The sequence below is a fragment of the Cytobacillus sp. FSL K6-0129 genome, from assembly GCF_038007625.1.
Lineage (GTDB): Bacteria > Bacillota > Bacilli > Bacillales > Cytobacillaceae > Cytobacillus > Cytobacillus kochii.
Genome location: NZ_JBBOXM010000001.1, coordinates 2,717,419 through 2,731,958, shown reverse-complemented (window position 1 = coordinate 2,731,958; position 14,540 = coordinate 2,717,419). Strand labels below are relative to the sequence as shown.

At 38.7% G+C, this 14,540-nt stretch carries 15 protein-coding genes; 14 read left to right on the top strand and 1 reads right to left on the bottom strand.

Going from position 1 to position 14,540, the window contains the following annotated elements:
• Positions 1-10 precede the first annotated feature (10 nt).
• Entirely contained in the window at positions 11-985 is a 975-nt protein-coding gene (locus tag MHI57_RS13655; RefSeq protein ID WP_095371570.1) for a DMT family transporter, read from the bottom strand.
• A 216-nt stretch (positions 986-1,201) separates the two neighbouring features.
• Between MHI57_RS13655 and prfA the strand changes: the two genes are divergently transcribed.
• From prfA to wecB, 14 genes are all read left to right on the top strand, one after another.
• The gene (gene prfA, locus MHI57_RS13650) at positions 1,202-2,275 is read left to right on the top strand and encodes a peptide chain release factor 1 (protein WP_322909841.1); all 1,074 of its coding nucleotides are present in this window, start codon (positions 1,202-1,204) and stop codon (positions 2,273-2,275) included.
• Entirely contained in the window at positions 2,268-3,134 is an 867-nt protein-coding gene (gene prmC, locus MHI57_RS13645) for a peptide chain release factor N(5)-glutamine methyltransferase (RefSeq protein ID WP_340976846.1), read from the top strand. The genes prfA and prmC overlap by 8 nt, the downstream gene beginning before the upstream one ends.
• 406 nt (positions 3,135-3,540) lie before the next feature.
• Positions 3,541-4,224, top strand: a complete 684-nt coding sequence (gene spoIIR / locus MHI57_RS13640) for a stage II sporulation protein R (RefSeq protein ID WP_322909839.1) — start codon at positions 3,541-3,543, stop codon at positions 4,222-4,224.
• 86 nt (positions 4,225-4,310) lie between these two features.
• Positions 4,311-4,763: a GNAT family N-acetyltransferase gene (locus MHI57_RS13635; protein WP_095371574.1), complete on the top strand. Its 453-nt coding sequence runs from the start codon at positions 4,311-4,313 to the stop codon at positions 4,761-4,763.
• A gap of 165 nt (positions 4,764-4,928) precedes the next feature.
• Positions 4,929-5,972: an L-threonylcarbamoyladenylate synthase gene (locus tag MHI57_RS13630; protein ID WP_340976843.1), complete on the top strand. Its 1,044-nt coding sequence runs from the start codon at positions 4,929-4,931 to the stop codon at positions 5,970-5,972.
• A 224-nt stretch (positions 5,973-6,196) separates the two neighbouring features.
• Entirely contained in the window at positions 6,197-6,631 is a 435-nt protein-coding gene (locus MHI57_RS13625) for a hypothetical protein (protein WP_340976841.1), read from the top strand.
• 457 nt (positions 6,632-7,088) lie between these two features.
• Complete coding sequence (locus tag MHI57_RS13620; protein WP_095371577.1) at positions 7,089-7,640, top strand: manganese efflux pump MntP; 552 nt, start codon at positions 7,089-7,091, stop codon at positions 7,638-7,640.
• 163 nt (positions 7,641-7,803) lie between these two features.
• Positions 7,804-8,265 carry a low molecular weight protein arginine phosphatase gene (locus MHI57_RS13615; protein WP_095371578.1) on the top strand — a complete coding sequence of 154 codons (462 nt, stop codon included), beginning with the start codon at positions 7,804-7,806 and terminating at the stop codon, positions 8,263-8,265.
• Positions 8,266-8,288: 23 nt separating this feature from the next.
• Positions 8,289-9,578 carry a methyl-accepting chemotaxis protein gene (locus MHI57_RS13610; protein WP_095371579.1) on the top strand — a complete coding sequence of 430 codons (1,290 nt, stop codon included), beginning with the start codon at positions 8,289-8,291 and terminating at the stop codon, positions 9,576-9,578.
• Between the two features lie 99 nt (positions 9,579-9,677).
• The gene (gene rpiB / locus MHI57_RS13605; RefSeq protein WP_095371580.1) at positions 9,678-10,124 is read left to right on the top strand and encodes a ribose 5-phosphate isomerase B; all 447 of its coding nucleotides are present in this window, start codon (positions 9,678-9,680) and stop codon (positions 10,122-10,124) included.
• A gap of 78 nt (positions 10,125-10,202) precedes the next feature.
• On the top strand, positions 10,203-10,745 hold the full coding sequence (locus MHI57_RS13600; protein WP_095371581.1) for a TIGR01440 family protein: 543 nt from the start codon (positions 10,203-10,205) through the stop codon (positions 10,743-10,745).
• Positions 10,746-11,024: 279 nt separating this feature from the next.
• Entirely contained in the window at positions 11,025-12,266 is a 1,242-nt protein-coding gene (gene glyA, locus MHI57_RS13595) for a serine hydroxymethyltransferase (protein WP_340976834.1), read from the top strand.
• A gap of 210 nt (positions 12,267-12,476) precedes the next feature.
• Complete coding sequence (gene upp, locus MHI57_RS13590) at positions 12,477-13,106, top strand: uracil phosphoribosyltransferase (RefSeq protein WP_095371583.1); 630 nt, start codon at positions 12,477-12,479, stop codon at positions 13,104-13,106.
• Positions 13,107-13,264: 158 nt separating this feature from the next.
• The gene (wecB, locus tag MHI57_RS13585) at positions 13,265-14,416 is read left to right on the top strand and encodes a non-hydrolyzing UDP-N-acetylglucosamine 2-epimerase (RefSeq protein ID WP_307318204.1); all 1,152 of its coding nucleotides are present in this window, start codon (positions 13,265-13,267) and stop codon (positions 14,414-14,416) included.
• The last annotated feature ends 124 nt before the right edge of the window (positions 14,417-14,540 follow it).

Genomic DNA, 14,540 nt, shown 5'->3' with positions numbered 1-14,540 from the left:
AGACGGTGAATTAAACCGTCTCTTCCTTTTCCTTTTTAAATCCCTTTTGAGGTAAATTGGATACATAACTATGAAGTGCCATTCCGAGTATTACTAAACTGATTCCAACCGTAGCAGTGGCAGAAGGAAGAGGAGCAGATAAAATGATCACTTCACCAATCATTGCGAACAGCACTTCAAAGGACTGTGTTGCCTCCACAGCTCCAAGTTTTTGCATGTTGCCTTGAACGAGATCGGTGGCAGCAAAGAATAGTACCGTTGCAAAAACACCTGAAAATAAGGCTACTAACCCCGATTGATAAACTTGACTCATCGATGGCATGCCAGCTGTTTGTAAACCAATAAATGCAAGTAAGAGCCAAAAGGGAAGGCTAGCTATTGTCATACCAAGCACTCTTTGATAAGGATCTAAGCGCTTGTTTGTTAAGGCCATCATTTTTCGATTCCCTAGAGGGTAAGCAAACGATGCAATAAGAATGGCTAAGGTGCAAATAAAAGTATCTTTCACCGATACAACAGAGGCATGGTCCCATTGGATAACAAATACGCCAACTAAAATAATGAGACTCATGAGTAGTCCTCTAAAAGGAATTTGCCCTTTTATGCGAATGACTCCTTGAGAAGTGTGGCGCATTTCATAAAATAATGGGGCAAGTAGACTGCCAGAAATAATCGTGATTTGCCAGGTGGCAGCAATTAGCCAGCCGGGACCATAGGCAGCAGCAAAACATATAGGGGCATAAAATAGCCCAAAGCCAATTGTGCTCCATAGCATCCATTTTCCAGGAGCTTTTTTCAATTCAATCATAAGTGCACGTAAGCTCTTACGGTATAAAACAATGATAAGTAGAAGTGGAATCATAAAGAAGTAACGGAGCGATGCACTCCAATACCAGCTTCCTCCATTCATTTCCATAGCTGCATTTAAAACAAATGTAAAAGCAAAAAAGAATGCGGAGAGTATTCCAATCATAATGGCTTTCATGTGCTGCACCTCATTTTTAATTAGATAACTTTACTATAGTAAACGATGAAAGATTCATCAATCGAATAACAGAAATTTCTAAAATAATCTAAAGTGGTTTTGACTGAACAAGGCGGCTATACTATAATTAGAATGTTATACGTTGGAAATAAAACTGCATACTGATAGCAGTGATAAGATAGATGCTTGTTAATAATGAATTAGAGGTGAATAACCGTGTTTGATCGTCTTCAATCTGTAGAGGAACGCTATGAACGTCTTAATGAATTGCTTAGTGATCCAGAAATAGTAAATGACCCAAAAAAATTACGTGAGTATTCAAAAGAACAGTCTGATATCCAAGAAACAGTGGATACATATCGTGAATATAAAGAAATACATGAACAATATACAGACGCAAAGGCCATGTTGGAAGAGAAATTAGATGCTGAAATGCGTGATATGGTGAAAGAAGAGATTTCTGAATTAGAGGGAAAAGTGGAGCAATTAGAAGAAAAATTAAAAATCCTTCTCATTCCAAAGGACCCTAATGATGACAAAAACGTTATCGTAGAAGTTCGTGGCGCAGCTGGTGGAGATGAAGCTGCACTGTTTGCGGGTGATTTGTACCGTATGTATAGTCGCTATGCAGAGGTCCAAGGTTGGAAAATTGACGTCATTGAAGCAAGTAGTACAGGAGTCGGTGGCTATAAAGAAATTATCTTCATGGTAAACGGAAACGGTGCTTACTCTAAATTAAAATATGAGAATGGTGCGCATCGCGTGCAACGTGTACCGGAAACAGAATCAGGCGGTCGCATTCATACGTCTACGGCAACAGTAGCGGTGTTACCTGAAGCAGAAGAAGTGGAAATTGAGCTTCATGATAAAGATATCCGTGTCGATACTTTTGCATCTAGTGGACCGGGTGGACAAAGTGTTAATACGACTATGTCCGCAGTAAGACTTACCCACCTTCCTACGGGAACTGTCGTTTCTTGTCAGGATGAAAAGTCGCAAATTAAGAACAAAGAAAAAGCGATGAAAGTTTTGCGTGCACGTGTATACGATAAATTCCAACGAGAGGCACAAGCTGAATACGATCAGCAGCGTAAATCAGCTGTAGGGACAGGGGATCGTTCTGAACGTATCCGTACGTATAATTTCCCACAAAACCGTGTAACTGATCACCGAATTGGTTTAACTATCCAAAAGTTAGACCAGATCCTACACGGTAAGATTGATGAAATTATTGATGCTCTTATTTTAGAAGAGCAATCGGCTAAACTAGAGAGTGCGACTAATGAGTAATCGCAGAGTATTCGAAGCCCTTAACTGGGCTTCTTCTTTTTTAGAAGAAAATCAACGGGAAGCATATGCTGCTGAAATTTTACTAAGACATTATATGAAGATGAGTCGAGCTGAATTCTTAACAAGATTACGTGAAGAACTTCCTGAGGAGATCGATCAACTTTTTTCAAAGGCGATACTCACTCATATTACTGGTGAGCCTATTCAGTATATTATGGGCTATGAGGAGTTTTATGGTAGAAAATTTAAGGTGAATAAGGAAGTTCTTATTCCTAGGCCAGAAACAGAAGAGTTAGTCCTTGCTACGCTTGAGCGTATTCGTGCACGTTGGCAAGATGATACAGGGTTAAAAGTGGCCGATGTTGGCACAGGTAGCGGTGCAATTGCTATTACTCTGAAACGGGAAAACCCTCAGCTTGATTGTTTTGGAACTGATCTATATCCTGCAAGTTTAGAAGTAGCTAAGGGTAATGGGGCTTATTTAGACGCAGACATAAATTGGATAGTAGGGGACTTGCTGCAGCCTTTTATCAACTCTGGAGTAAAATTAGATATAGTTATCTCCAATCCCCCTTATATTCCAACTGCAGATCGTTCGTGGATGTCAGAGATTGTAACTGAACATGAGCCTAATCGTGCCTTGTTTGCTGGAGAGGATGGTTTAGACATCTATCGCCGTTTAGTAAATGAATTACCATATGTACTAACCGAACAAGCACTTGTTGGATTTGAAGTAGGTGCAGGTCAAGGGGAATTGGTCGCAAACTTATTAAAAGGTGCCCTCCCACAAGCACAGGTCGAAGTCGTCTTTGACATTAACGGGAAAGATCGAATGGTTTTCGCTGAAATAAGTAGCTAATGAGGATTTATAGCATTAGGAACTGATTGAAACCACCGCTCTCGGTAAGGAAATAGGAACCAAGAGCGGTGGAAAAAGAAAAATGACGGCACTTGGTGAAACGTCCAAGAGTGAGAGCGTTGTAAAGTGAACTGTCCTCGGTAAAAAAAGCTAACAGTCGTAAAAATTTAAAAATCCCCCAAAGAATACTTTCTGCAAGCTTCTCCCATTATAAAAGAAAAAAGACTCGTTATGGACATATGTATGGATTATAAACAAAGTAACGCTTTGTACATGTTAACTTAATCCGTTCACCATCTAAATTTAGTCTATCTTTCCTTCTTATTTTTATAACTTTTTAATTTTAATAGTTTAAGATGTTCTCTTTCTGACCACACTGTGGATAGTGAAGGGATGGTGCAGGAAGATGAAAACGAAATCGATTGTGAACTTATACATCTTAATTTTATCATTAGGTACTTTATTTAGTTTATATATACCGCAAACAGAGGTAGTGGCTGATGAATCACTAGTCATTCCTAACGAAGCGATCCGTTTAAGAATTCTAGCGAATAGCGATATGGAGAAAGATCAAAAGATTAAACGTGCGGTGAGAGACGAAGTAAATGCAAATATAACAGAGTGGGTATCCGATTTAACCTCTTTAGAAGAAGCAAGAGCATTGATTCAATCAAAATTACCAGAAATTCAAAAAATAGCCGAACGAGTTGTAGCTGAAGCAGGCTCTCAACAAACAGTTAAGACGGAGTTTGATAAAGTAGATTTTCCGACGAAACTTTATGGCCAGTTTTTATACCCTGCTGGTGAGTATGAAGCGATTCTAATTACGCTTGGTGAAGGAGACGGTGCGAACTGGTGGTGTGTTTTATTTCCACCATTATGCTTTCTTGATTTTTCAAATGGTGTGGCTGTGAGCGAAGGGTTTAGTGATGAAGAACAGCAAGAGGAAGAATTAGTAGTGGAAGAAGAGAACGTAGAAGAAGAAATGACCGAAAAAGAAGAAGATCCTGTTTATGCAGGTGAACAAGATGAAGAAGAAGTGGAAGTAAAATTCTTTTTAGCAGAGATATGGGATAAGCTATTCGGATAATATTTTAACTCTAGCAAATTTTTAGTTCTATCAATTTCAATTAACTCATATTCATAGACTATAAAATGAGGTAGAGGGTGAAGTGAATGAAAACAAGTATTGTAAGAGTTGCACAGAAGCAAGATGAAAACGAGCTCATGAAATTTTTAACAGAAGCGTCAGTTCGATCGGAAGGTGTAGCGGACTTAATTGATTACTTTTTAATTATGGAAGATGAAGAGGGAGAAATAAAAGCGACAATTGGCATCGAACCTTATGATACGGTTGGTTTGTTACGCTCGCTTGTTATGAAGTCAGAAACAACGGTGCAGACAGATTTATTGTATTTATTGCAACAAATTTTTCTATTAGCAAAAGAAAAAGGGTTATCCACAGTATATTTAGGATCAAATCGCAAAAGTACACTACAATTATTTTTATTAATGGGTTTTCAACAAGTGGATAAATCGGAATTGCCAACATTTTTAGTAGAAAAAGAACATATTAAAAATGTCCAATCTGTGGATAACTCTTTCTTTTTAAAATATTCACTCGAATAATGTGGATATATCCACAAAGTTATACACAAAAACGATGTGTTTATTCACAATTTGTGGATAATACCTTGAGTTATCACCTTGCTTCTTTTATACTGTCTTAGATGATAGACTGAAAATAGGGGGATTTCTCCTATTTAGAATGAAAGATATTGAAGGTGGATAACAATGAAAACAATTAGATGGTCAGTGGATAATAATGTGGATAATTTGAATAGTTACCCACAAATTGTCCAAGCCTCTGATTTACTTAAAGAAAATGAGGTTGTTGCTTTTCCAACTGAAACCGTATATGGGTTAGGTGGGAATGCAAAGAGTGACGGTGCCGTAGAGAAGATCTTTGCTGCCAAAGGAAGACCGGCAGATAATCCCTTAATTATTCATATAGCAAAGAGAATGCAACTGCAGGAACTGGCTGAAGAGATACCATTAAAGGCAGAACAATTGATGAATGCCTTTTGGCCAGGGCCATTAACGATAATTCTTAAGAAAAAAAAGGGTAGCCTTTCTGATTTAGCAACAGCAGGATTAAAAACTGTTGGCTTCCGTATGCCTGATCATCCTGTAGCATTAGCCATTCTTGCCCAAACGGATTTACCAATAGCTGCTCCAAGTGCAAATAGCTCAGGAAGACCGAGTCCAACAACAGCGGATCACGTGTGGGAAGATTTAGAAGGAAAAATTGCTGGTCTGGTAGACGGAGGAGCCACTGGTGTTGGTGTGGAGTCAACCGTAATTGATTGCACAGAAGAGATACCTGTTATTTTACGGCCGGGTGGTGTGACCAAGGAACAGATAATTGCGGTGATAGGTGAGGTAAAATTAGATCCCGCGCTACATAATCAACAAGCCAAACCAAAATCGCCTGGTATGAAATATACACATTACGCACCAGATGCACCATTAACATTAGTCGATTCAACTCCGATACAGTTGCAACAATTGATCAATGAAAAAAGGGCAGAAGGACTGCGAGTAGGTGTACTGACAACAGATGAAAATAAAGATTTCTATGAAACGGATGTTGTTCTTTCTATGGGAGCGCGGGAAACGCTAGATACCGTGGCTGCAGGTTTATACTATGCATTGAGAGCATTTAATCATGAGAATGTCGATATCATTTTAGGTGAGGTTTTCCCATATGAAGGTGTCGGTGTGGCGATTATGAATCGCTTAGAGAAAGCTGCAGGCCATAGGCGCATTCAATTATAAGTAGACTTGGGAATGAGTGTTTCAGAATCTGAACAAAAAATTGTTCAGGTTCTGATTTGTTATCCCTTGTTACCTTAAAAACTAAAACAGAAGCTCAAATGTTGGTTAATAAGATTTTTTCAATGATTCCTATAGCGTGCTATGTCATTAGAAATCCGGTAAGTTATGTGGGTAAAATGATCATATTCCGATTGTATTACTTATGAGCGGAGCTTTTTTATTTTGTGCGTAAAAAAGCAAATCTGTCCTTGATAGCTCATAAAAAGGTCAAATCCGCGACTAAAAAAGCGGTGAAACTCTTAATAAGTCGCAAAAGGGCAAGAATCGCGACTAAAAAAAGAGACCGGTCTATGATCAGTCGTGAAAAGGTCAAATCCGCGACTAAAAAAGCGGTGACACTCTTTATAAGTCGCAGAAAGGCAAGAATCGCGACTAAAAAAGGAGACCCGCCAATGATCAGTCGTGAAAAGGTCAAATCCGCGACTAAAAAAGCGGTGACACTCTTTATAAGTCGCAAAAAGGCAAGAATCGCGACTAAAAAAGGAGAACCAACTATGATCAGTCGTGAAAAGGTCAAATCCGCGACTAAAAAAGTAGAGACACTCTTTATAAGTCGCAAAAAGCAAGAATCGCGACTAAAAAAAGAGACCCGTCAATGATAAGTCGCGAAAAGAGGCAAATCCGCGACTAAAAAAGAAATCTCATCCCAAATCACTCGCGGAAAGCCCTACTAAAAATGATTTACCCTGCAAATAATGTACATTTCAGCATCCATAAACAACGTTGGTTTCCTTCTACACTACACGATATCCGCCGGCAATCAACTCTATTGATGCATCTTCGCTAGTGAAAATCACTACTATGAAAAAAGAAAAAACCTGCCTTAATTGTGAGTCCTCTTATGGCAAAACAAGCATACAAAAAATCCCTGTATGGATGCACTTTGCATTATCCTGCCGCGTAACTACATCCCTAGCCTATAGAGATGCGCTGAGATTTTTGCAACCATCATATTTCGCTCTATCGAAGCAGTTTTGTTTTCGCCTAAAAAAACAATTCTAATTCTCCTTGGACATGCATATCTTCAAAAGAGCAAGACCCGAGGAGGCTAAAGAGATGACGTTGTTAGTAGGTGAAGTCTTAACTTTAAGTTTAATGGCGTTTGCCTTAGGTATGGATGCATTTTCAGTTGGATTAGGTATGGGGATGTACAAATTAAGGTATCGGCAAATATTATATATAGGCTTTACGATTGGAGTATTTCATGTCATCATGCCATTGTTAGGAATGATGGCAGGGAAGTTTTTATCAGTTTATTTTAGTGAGATTGCTGCCTATATTGGTGCCGGTTTGTTGATGCTTTTAGGCCTGCAAATGTTCTGGTCAAGCTTAAAGGCTGAAAAAGAAAGTCTGTTGACCCCTGTTGGTTTTGGCTTATTAATTTTTGCTTTAAGTGTAAGTTTAGACAGCTTTTCAGTTGGGCTTACATTAGGTGTGTTGGGGGCAAAAACGGCTCTTGTTCTTACATTATTTGGTGTAATTGCCATGGTTCTTACTTGGGCAGGATTAATGATAGGAAGAAGAATGCAAGGGTGGTTCGGTAAATATAGTGAGACACTTGGAGGGGCGATTCTTTTTGCTTTTGGCGTCAAAATGTTATTCATGTAATATGGTTAAAATTTCCTAATAAAAATCAGTTAAGGTGCGTATTATTGATGTGTTTCGACAAAAAATTCTTAAAATTGTCGAAATATGTCGGTGATAGACACCTTATTTTGTCTATATCAAATAGGAGTTTTGGATTATAATGTAAGAGAAGGAGGCGAGCTTTATGGCTCACGTTTTATTTATTTGTACAGGTAACACATGTCGAAGCCCCATGGCTGAAGCGATATTACGTCATATAGACATTCCAGATGTAAAGGTGAAATCTGCGGGCATTTTTGCAAGTCAAGGTGGACCTGCATCTGCTTATACATCTCAAGTTTTAAAAGAAGAAGGCATAAGCATCAATCATCAATCAGCTCAATTGAATGAAGAGCTTATTCAATGGGCGACACATATATTAGTGATGACAAATGGACATAAACATGCGATTTTATCACATTTTCCTAATGCTATGGGAAAAGTTTTTCTAATAAAAGAGTTTGCTTATGATGGTAAACAAGAAGATATAATTGATCCATTCGGTGGGACGTTGCAACAATATAAAGAAACCTATAATGAACTACATGGAAGCATAAAAAAAATAGCAGAAGTATTAAAAGATAGTAATCAAGATAAACAAAGATGAACAGGTTGAAGTAGGGGGCAATCATGGAGACGCGTAAGATGAAATTTAGTTTAAGGAAAAAATTGGTTCTTCTCATCTCAGTATTAGCCGTTATTACATACTCAATAAGTGCGATATGTATTCAGTTCGTATATCCTTTAATGGGAAATATGCCGATAAGTAAAGAATTTTTTACGATTATTGTTCTTTTGCTTGGAGCGATTTGGTCTGCGATCTTAGCATTTATTGCAGCAGGGCTTATTACAAAACCACTTAAAGACTTAGAGCATTCTGCTATAAAAGCAGCGAATGGTAATTTACAAGAAAAGGCACAGGTTTCGCGTTCGGATGATGAAATACGTTCTTTAGGATTAGCCTTTAATCAAATGCTAACGAGTTTAAGAGAAATGATTGAACGAATTGATGAGAACTTTGCTATGACAAATAAAAAAGTGCACGAAATTTCCGCGGAGTCTTCGGTTGCTAATGAGCAAGCTGAAGCAATTGCTACAACTATCTCAGAAATATCTCAAGGAGCAGAAAACTCAGCGGTCGCAACTCAGTCTGTTGCCGAACTTGTTGATGAAGTCATTCGAATTGCTGAAGAAGTTCAGGTGCAGGCAAAGCAATCTGAGCAAGTATCTGAAGAGCTTTTCGGTGATCTGAATAAATCCAAACATGCCATGCATTCACTTATTTCTGGAATAGAAAAACTAGCAGTAGGTAATCAGAAATCGTTAGAGACTGTAAAAATTTTAGAAGAAAATGCAGTCAAAGTAGAACAAATTATCCAACTTGTTGGCGATATTGCCACGCAAACAAACTTATTAGCATTAAATGCTTCTATTGAAGCGGCGAGAGCAGGAGAGCATGGTAAGGGCTTTGCTGTGGTAGCCGAAGAAGTGCGCAAGTTGGCTGATGAAAGTGCGAAAGCTGTGCAAGGAATATCGGAATTAATTAAAAATATTCAAGAAGAAGTGCGTAATGTGGTCAGTCAAATTTCCAATCAAGTGGAGTCTGCCAATCAAGAAGCACAAAAAGGGACCGAGACACATGCCGTCATTGAAGAGATGACGCAAACTGTAGATCAAATGAATGCTGCAGTGACCATGATTAAAGATTTAGTAGATAAACAAATGCATGCTATGCAGGAAACTTCAGCCCAATCGCAACAAGTAGCAGCGATTGCGGAGGAAACGTCTGCCGGTGCACAACAAGTTGCTGCTTCAACTGAGGCTCAAACATCTGTGATTGATACAGTCGACATACTAGTAAAAGAATTACAAGAGCAAGCCAACCAGTTAAAAACAGATATGAATAAATTTAAAGTGTAGCCTACCCAACTGAAAAGTAATTGCATCTTTATAATTTTTAAATTTTGTGTCAGAATAAAGTGATAATCATACAATCAAGTTTGATTGGAGGCATAAAAAATGAAAGTTGCAATTGCATCAGATCACGGTGGATTAAACATTCGTGCGGAAATAAAGTCATTATTAGAAGAACTCAATATTGAATATGAAGATTTTGGTTGTGAGTGTAGTACTTCTGTAGATTACCCTGATTATGCTTTACCGGTTGCTGAAAAAGTAGCGAGCGGTGAATTTGATAAAGGTATTCTCGTTTGTGGGACAGGGATTGGGATGTCTATAGCAGCCAATAAAGTGAAAGGCATTCGCTGTGCGCTTGTTCATGATACTTTCAGTGCGAAAGCAACAAGACAGCATAATGATAGTAATATGTTAGCGATGGGAGAAAGAGTCATTGGCCCAGGGCTTGCAAGAGAGATTGCCCAAGTATGGCTTGGCACGGATTATGAAGGCGGTCGCCATCAAAACCGTATTGGGAAGATAGATCAATACGAAAAAGAAAATCTATAAAACTTTGTTGCATATGTTGACTTCATGAAAGGAAGGAAGACATATGCATCTTTTTTATCTTGAGAAGAGAGGGAGCATATGATGATGGAAGAGTTAATACAACAATGGCGGGATATTTTAACAGAGTTTACACAAAAAGTATCACTAAACGAAGACAAATTAATTGTTATTGGCTGTAGTACGAGTGAAGTGATGAGTAATCATATCGGCACGGCTGGTTCAGAGGATGTGGCTGAATTCATCTTTTCAGAACTAATGAACTTACAAAAACAAACAAATGTTCAAATCGCTTTTCAATGCTGTGAGCATTTAAATCGCGCCATTGTTCTCGAACGAGCATCCGCTAAGAAGTATAACTTAGAAGAGGTGAGTGTTGTGCCAATCCGAAAAGCGGGTGGTGCGATGGCGACTTATGCGTTTCAACATTTCGATGCCCCTGTTGTAGTCGAGCATATAAAAGCTGATGCAGGGATAGATATCGGTGATACCTTCATTGGCATGCACTTGAAGCATGTGGTTGTACCTATTCGTCTTTCATTAAAAGAAGTAGGTGGTGCACACGTCACATTAGCAACGACTAGGCCGAAGTTGATTGGGGGAGAAAGAGCGGTCTACCAATAGAAATAGTCATTGTCTGATAATGCGCCGCTAGCGATAAGTAGATAAATGACGTATGTAACTAATTATTTCTGCATAACTTTTATTCGGAAATACCAACTTTACCCTTCATTTCATAATCATTTACATGTAACCGTTTTCCGTTAATATGGATAATTTTTTTCTCTTAATAAACAGTAAGCTTGCCTGTATCCTCCCGAAAAAACATGATAGAATAAAGGAGAATTTTCATAATAGCTATTCATTATTGATAGTGTGGTAGAGATAAGGGAGGATTATTGTATGAAGCATTTAGCGCAGCAGGACGAGCAAGTTTTCAAATCAATTCAAGATGAATTAGGACGTCAAAGAAGTAAGATTGAATTAATCGCTTCAGAGAACTTTGTGTCAGAGGCGGTAATGGAGGCACAAGGATCTGTTCTCACGAATAAATATGCTGAAGGGTATCCTGGTCGTCGTTACTATGGTGGCTGTGAGCATGTTGATGTAGTGGAAGATTTAGCTAGAGATCGCGCGAAGCAAATCTTTGGAGCCGAGCATGCGAATGTTCAGCCTCATTCAGGTGCGCAAGCAAACATGGCAGTGTACTTCACGATTTTAGAACAAGGAGATACTGTCCTTGGTATGAATCTATCCCACGGTGGCCACTTAACGCACGGGAGTCCTGTAAACTTTAGTGGTGTCCAATATAATTTCGTTGAATATGGTGTAGACGAAACATCTCATACCATCAATTACGATGATGTATTAGCAAAAGCGAAAGAGCATAAACCGAAGCTAATTGTAGCAGGTGCAAGTGCGTATCCTCGTGTGATTGACTTCAAGCGTTTCCGTGAAATTGCAGATGAGGTTGGCGCTTATTTAATGGTCGATATGGCTCATATTGCGGGCTTAGTGGCAGCTGGTCTACACCCTAATCCAGTACCATACGCTGATTTCGTGACAACAACAACTCATAAAACATTAAGAGGTCCACGTGGTGGTATGATTCTTTGTAAAGAAGAATTTGCGAAAAAAATCGATAAATCGATTTTCCCAGGTATTCAAGGTGGTCCATTAATGCATGTCATTGCCGCTAAAGCTGTAGCTTTCGGAGAAGCATTAGAAGATAGCTTTAAAGAATATGCGGAAAGCATTATCACAAATGCTAAGCATTTAGCAGAGTCACTTAAAAAAGAAGGCATCGACTTAGTATCTGGTGGAACAGATAACCATCTTTTACTTGTAGATGTTCGTTCATTAGGTTTAACGGGTAAAGTAGCAGAAAAAGTACTTGATGAAGTAGGTATTACGGTTAATAAAAATACAATTCCATTTGATCCAGAAAGCCCATTTGTGACAAGTGGTATACGTATTGGTACAGCAGCAGTTACTTCTCGTGGATTTGCAAAGAACGATATGGAAGAGATTGCTTCTATTATCGCGTTCACGTTGAAAAATGCGGAAGACGAAGAAAAGTTAACTGAAGCTTCACAACGAGTAGAAGCATTAACAAGCAAATTTATTTTATATCCAGAAAGATAATCATCTAGTTTATCCAGCCTTCGCTTGAGGGCTGGATTTTTGTTAAGTTATGCCAACTATAACGAATGTTCTAAAAGCATCTTCTACATTTTCTTTTCTTCCAATGGCAATAAATGTTTCTATGTCAAGAATCGTAGTTGCCCCACAAACATTTTTTCTGTAAAATAGTACGAAGTGTGATTTGTACAATCAGTAAAAGGAGAGATATTTATGGCAAAAGTATATGTTTTCGATCATCCATTAATCCAACATAAGCTTACATACATTCGTGAAAAAAATACAGGTACGAAAGAATTCCGTGAACTCGTTGATGAAGTATCAACTTTGATGGCTTTCGAAATCACGAGAGATATGCCTTTAGAAGAAATTGAAATAGATACACCTGTTCAAAAAACAAATTCAAAAGTTCTTTCTGGAAAGAAAATGGGAATTGTGCCGATTTTACGTGCAGGTATTGGGATGGTAGACGGTATTTTGAAATTAATCCCTGCAGCTAAAGTAGGTCATGTTGGCTTATATCGTGATCCAGAGACTTTAAAACCAGTTGAGTACTATGCAAAATTCCCTGGTGATATTGAAGAGCGTGATTTCATTGTAGTTGATCCAATGCTTGCAACAGGCGGATCTGCAATTGAAGCAATCAATTCTTTGAAAAAACGCGGTGGAAAAAGCATTAAATTTATGTGTCTAATTGCTGCACCTGAAGGGGTAGAAGCATTAAAAGAAGCACATCCAGATGTAGATATATATATCGCTGCATTAGATGAAATGTTAAACGAAAAAGGCTACATCGTTCCTGGTCTTGGGGATGCGGGAGATCGTTTATTCGGTACAAAATAAAAAAATAAAGTTAATTATAGAAAATGAGCCCGTCCTAGGACGGGCTTTTTTACAAGAATGCTTCCCTTTAAGTGGATCTGATAAAGATCTGTTCGACAAATGTTTGTCGGAAGGTGAGTGCAACCAGCACTTCTTTTAGAAAGGTGGACGAGTGTTTTATGCAAAGACCGATTAAGGTAATGAGTATATTTGGAACAAGACCTGAAGCGATAAAGATGGCACCGCTTATTCTTGAGCTCAACAAGCACCCACAAGACTTTCATTCTATCGTTACAGTGACTGCTCAACATCGAGAAATGCTTGATCAGGTGCTTAAAATTTTTCAAATAGAACCGGATTTTGATTTAAATATTATGAGAGCAAGACAAACGTTAGTAGAAGTGACAAACCGTGTATTGTCTGGTTTAGATGAAGTAATGAAAGAGGTTGAACCAGACATTGTTCTTGTTCATGGGGATACAACAACATCATTTGCGGCCAGTTTAGCAGCTTTTTATAACGGGATTACTGTCGGCCACGTGGAGGCAGGCTTACGCACTTGGAACAAATTTTCTCCTTACCCAGAAGAAATGAATCGTCAGCTGACAGGTGTAATCAGTGATCTTCATTTCTCGCCAACAGAGAAATCGGCCGATAATCTATTGCGGGAAAATAAATCTGCAGAGCAAATATTCATTACGGGTAATACGGCGATTGATGCGTTAAAAACAACAGTACGACCGGAATATCAGCATGAGATTTTAGAGAAAATTGGTGACGATCGCTTAATCTTAATGACAGCCCATCGCAGGGAAAATCTTGGCGAGCCGATGAGACATATGTTTAAAGCGATCAAAAAAATTGTCGAAACGCATGAAGATGTACAATTAGTATATCCTGTTCACCTAAACCCTGCTGTAAGAGAAGTTGCGAATGAAATTTTACAAGGGCATCCACGGATTCATTTGATTGAGCCACTAGGGATGATCGACTTTCATAACTTTTCCTCGCGTGCCCATTTAATTTTAACTGATTCAGGTGGTGTACAAGAAGAAGCACCATCGCTAGGAGTCCCTGTGTTAGTGTTGCGTGATACAACAGAACGCCCTGAAGGTATTCAAGCAGGCACATTGAAACTCGTTGGTACAGATGAGGAAGTTATCTATGCAAACGCTAATGAACTGTTAACTAGTAAACAGGCGTACAATGCGATGTCGAAAGCTTCTAATCCATACGGGGATGGTCACGCTTCTGAAAGAATTGCAGAGGCCATTAAGTATTATTTTCGTGAAGGTTTAAAGAAGCCAGCTCCATTTAAGCCCTTAATATAAGAACGCTATTTTCGTAATGGTTGTAGCTTTTAACTCACTTACGATACTAGATTCTTTTTATTGTGCACTAGGCACTCGCTTTTTCGCGAAGATCCTATAAGCCTCCTCGGATTTTTCCTGCACG

Excerpts from the sequence above, each read along its gene's own strand:
- MHI57_RS13615 (WP_095371578.1), top strand. The coding sequence starts at position 7,804 with ATGGCTCACGTTTTATTTATTTGTACAGGTAACACATGTCGAAGCCCC.
- MHI57_RS13635 (WP_095371574.1), top strand. The coding sequence starts at position 4,311 with ATGAAAACAAGTATTGTAAGAGTTGCACAGAAGCAAGATGAAAACGAG.
- MHI57_RS13655 (WP_095371570.1), bottom strand. The coding sequence starts at position 985 with ATGAAAGCCATTATGATTGGAATACTCTCCGCATTCTTTTTTGCTTTT.
- MHI57_RS13600 (WP_095371581.1), top strand. The coding sequence starts at position 10,203 with ATGATGATGGAAGAGTTAATACAACAATGGCGGGATATTTTAACAGAG.
- MHI57_RS13620 (WP_095371577.1), top strand. The coding sequence starts at position 7,089 with ATGACGTTGTTAGTAGGTGAAGTCTTAACTTTAAGTTTAATGGCGTTT.
- prmC (WP_340976846.1), top strand. The coding sequence starts at position 2,268 with ATGAGTAATCGCAGAGTATTCGAAGCCCTTAACTGGGCTTCTTCTTTT.
- upp (WP_095371583.1), top strand. The coding sequence starts at position 12,477 with ATGGCAAAAGTATATGTTTTCGATCATCCATTAATCCAACATAAGCTT.
- spoIIR (WP_322909839.1), top strand. The coding sequence starts at position 3,541 with ATGAAAACGAAATCGATTGTGAACTTATACATCTTAATTTTATCATTA.
- glyA (WP_340976834.1), top strand. The coding sequence starts at position 11,025 with ATGAAGCATTTAGCGCAGCAGGACGAGCAAGTTTTCAAATCAATTCAA.
- wecB (WP_307318204.1), top strand. The coding sequence starts at position 13,265 with ATGCAAAGACCGATTAAGGTAATGAGTATATTTGGAACAAGACCTGAA.
- rpiB (WP_095371580.1), top strand. The coding sequence starts at position 9,678 with ATGAAAGTTGCAATTGCATCAGATCACGGTGGATTAAACATTCGTGCG.
- MHI57_RS13610 (WP_095371579.1), top strand. The coding sequence starts at position 8,289 with ATGGAGACGCGTAAGATGAAATTTAGTTTAAGGAAAAAATTGGTTCTT.
- MHI57_RS13630 (WP_340976843.1), top strand. The coding sequence starts at position 4,929 with ATGAAAACAATTAGATGGTCAGTGGATAATAATGTGGATAATTTGAAT.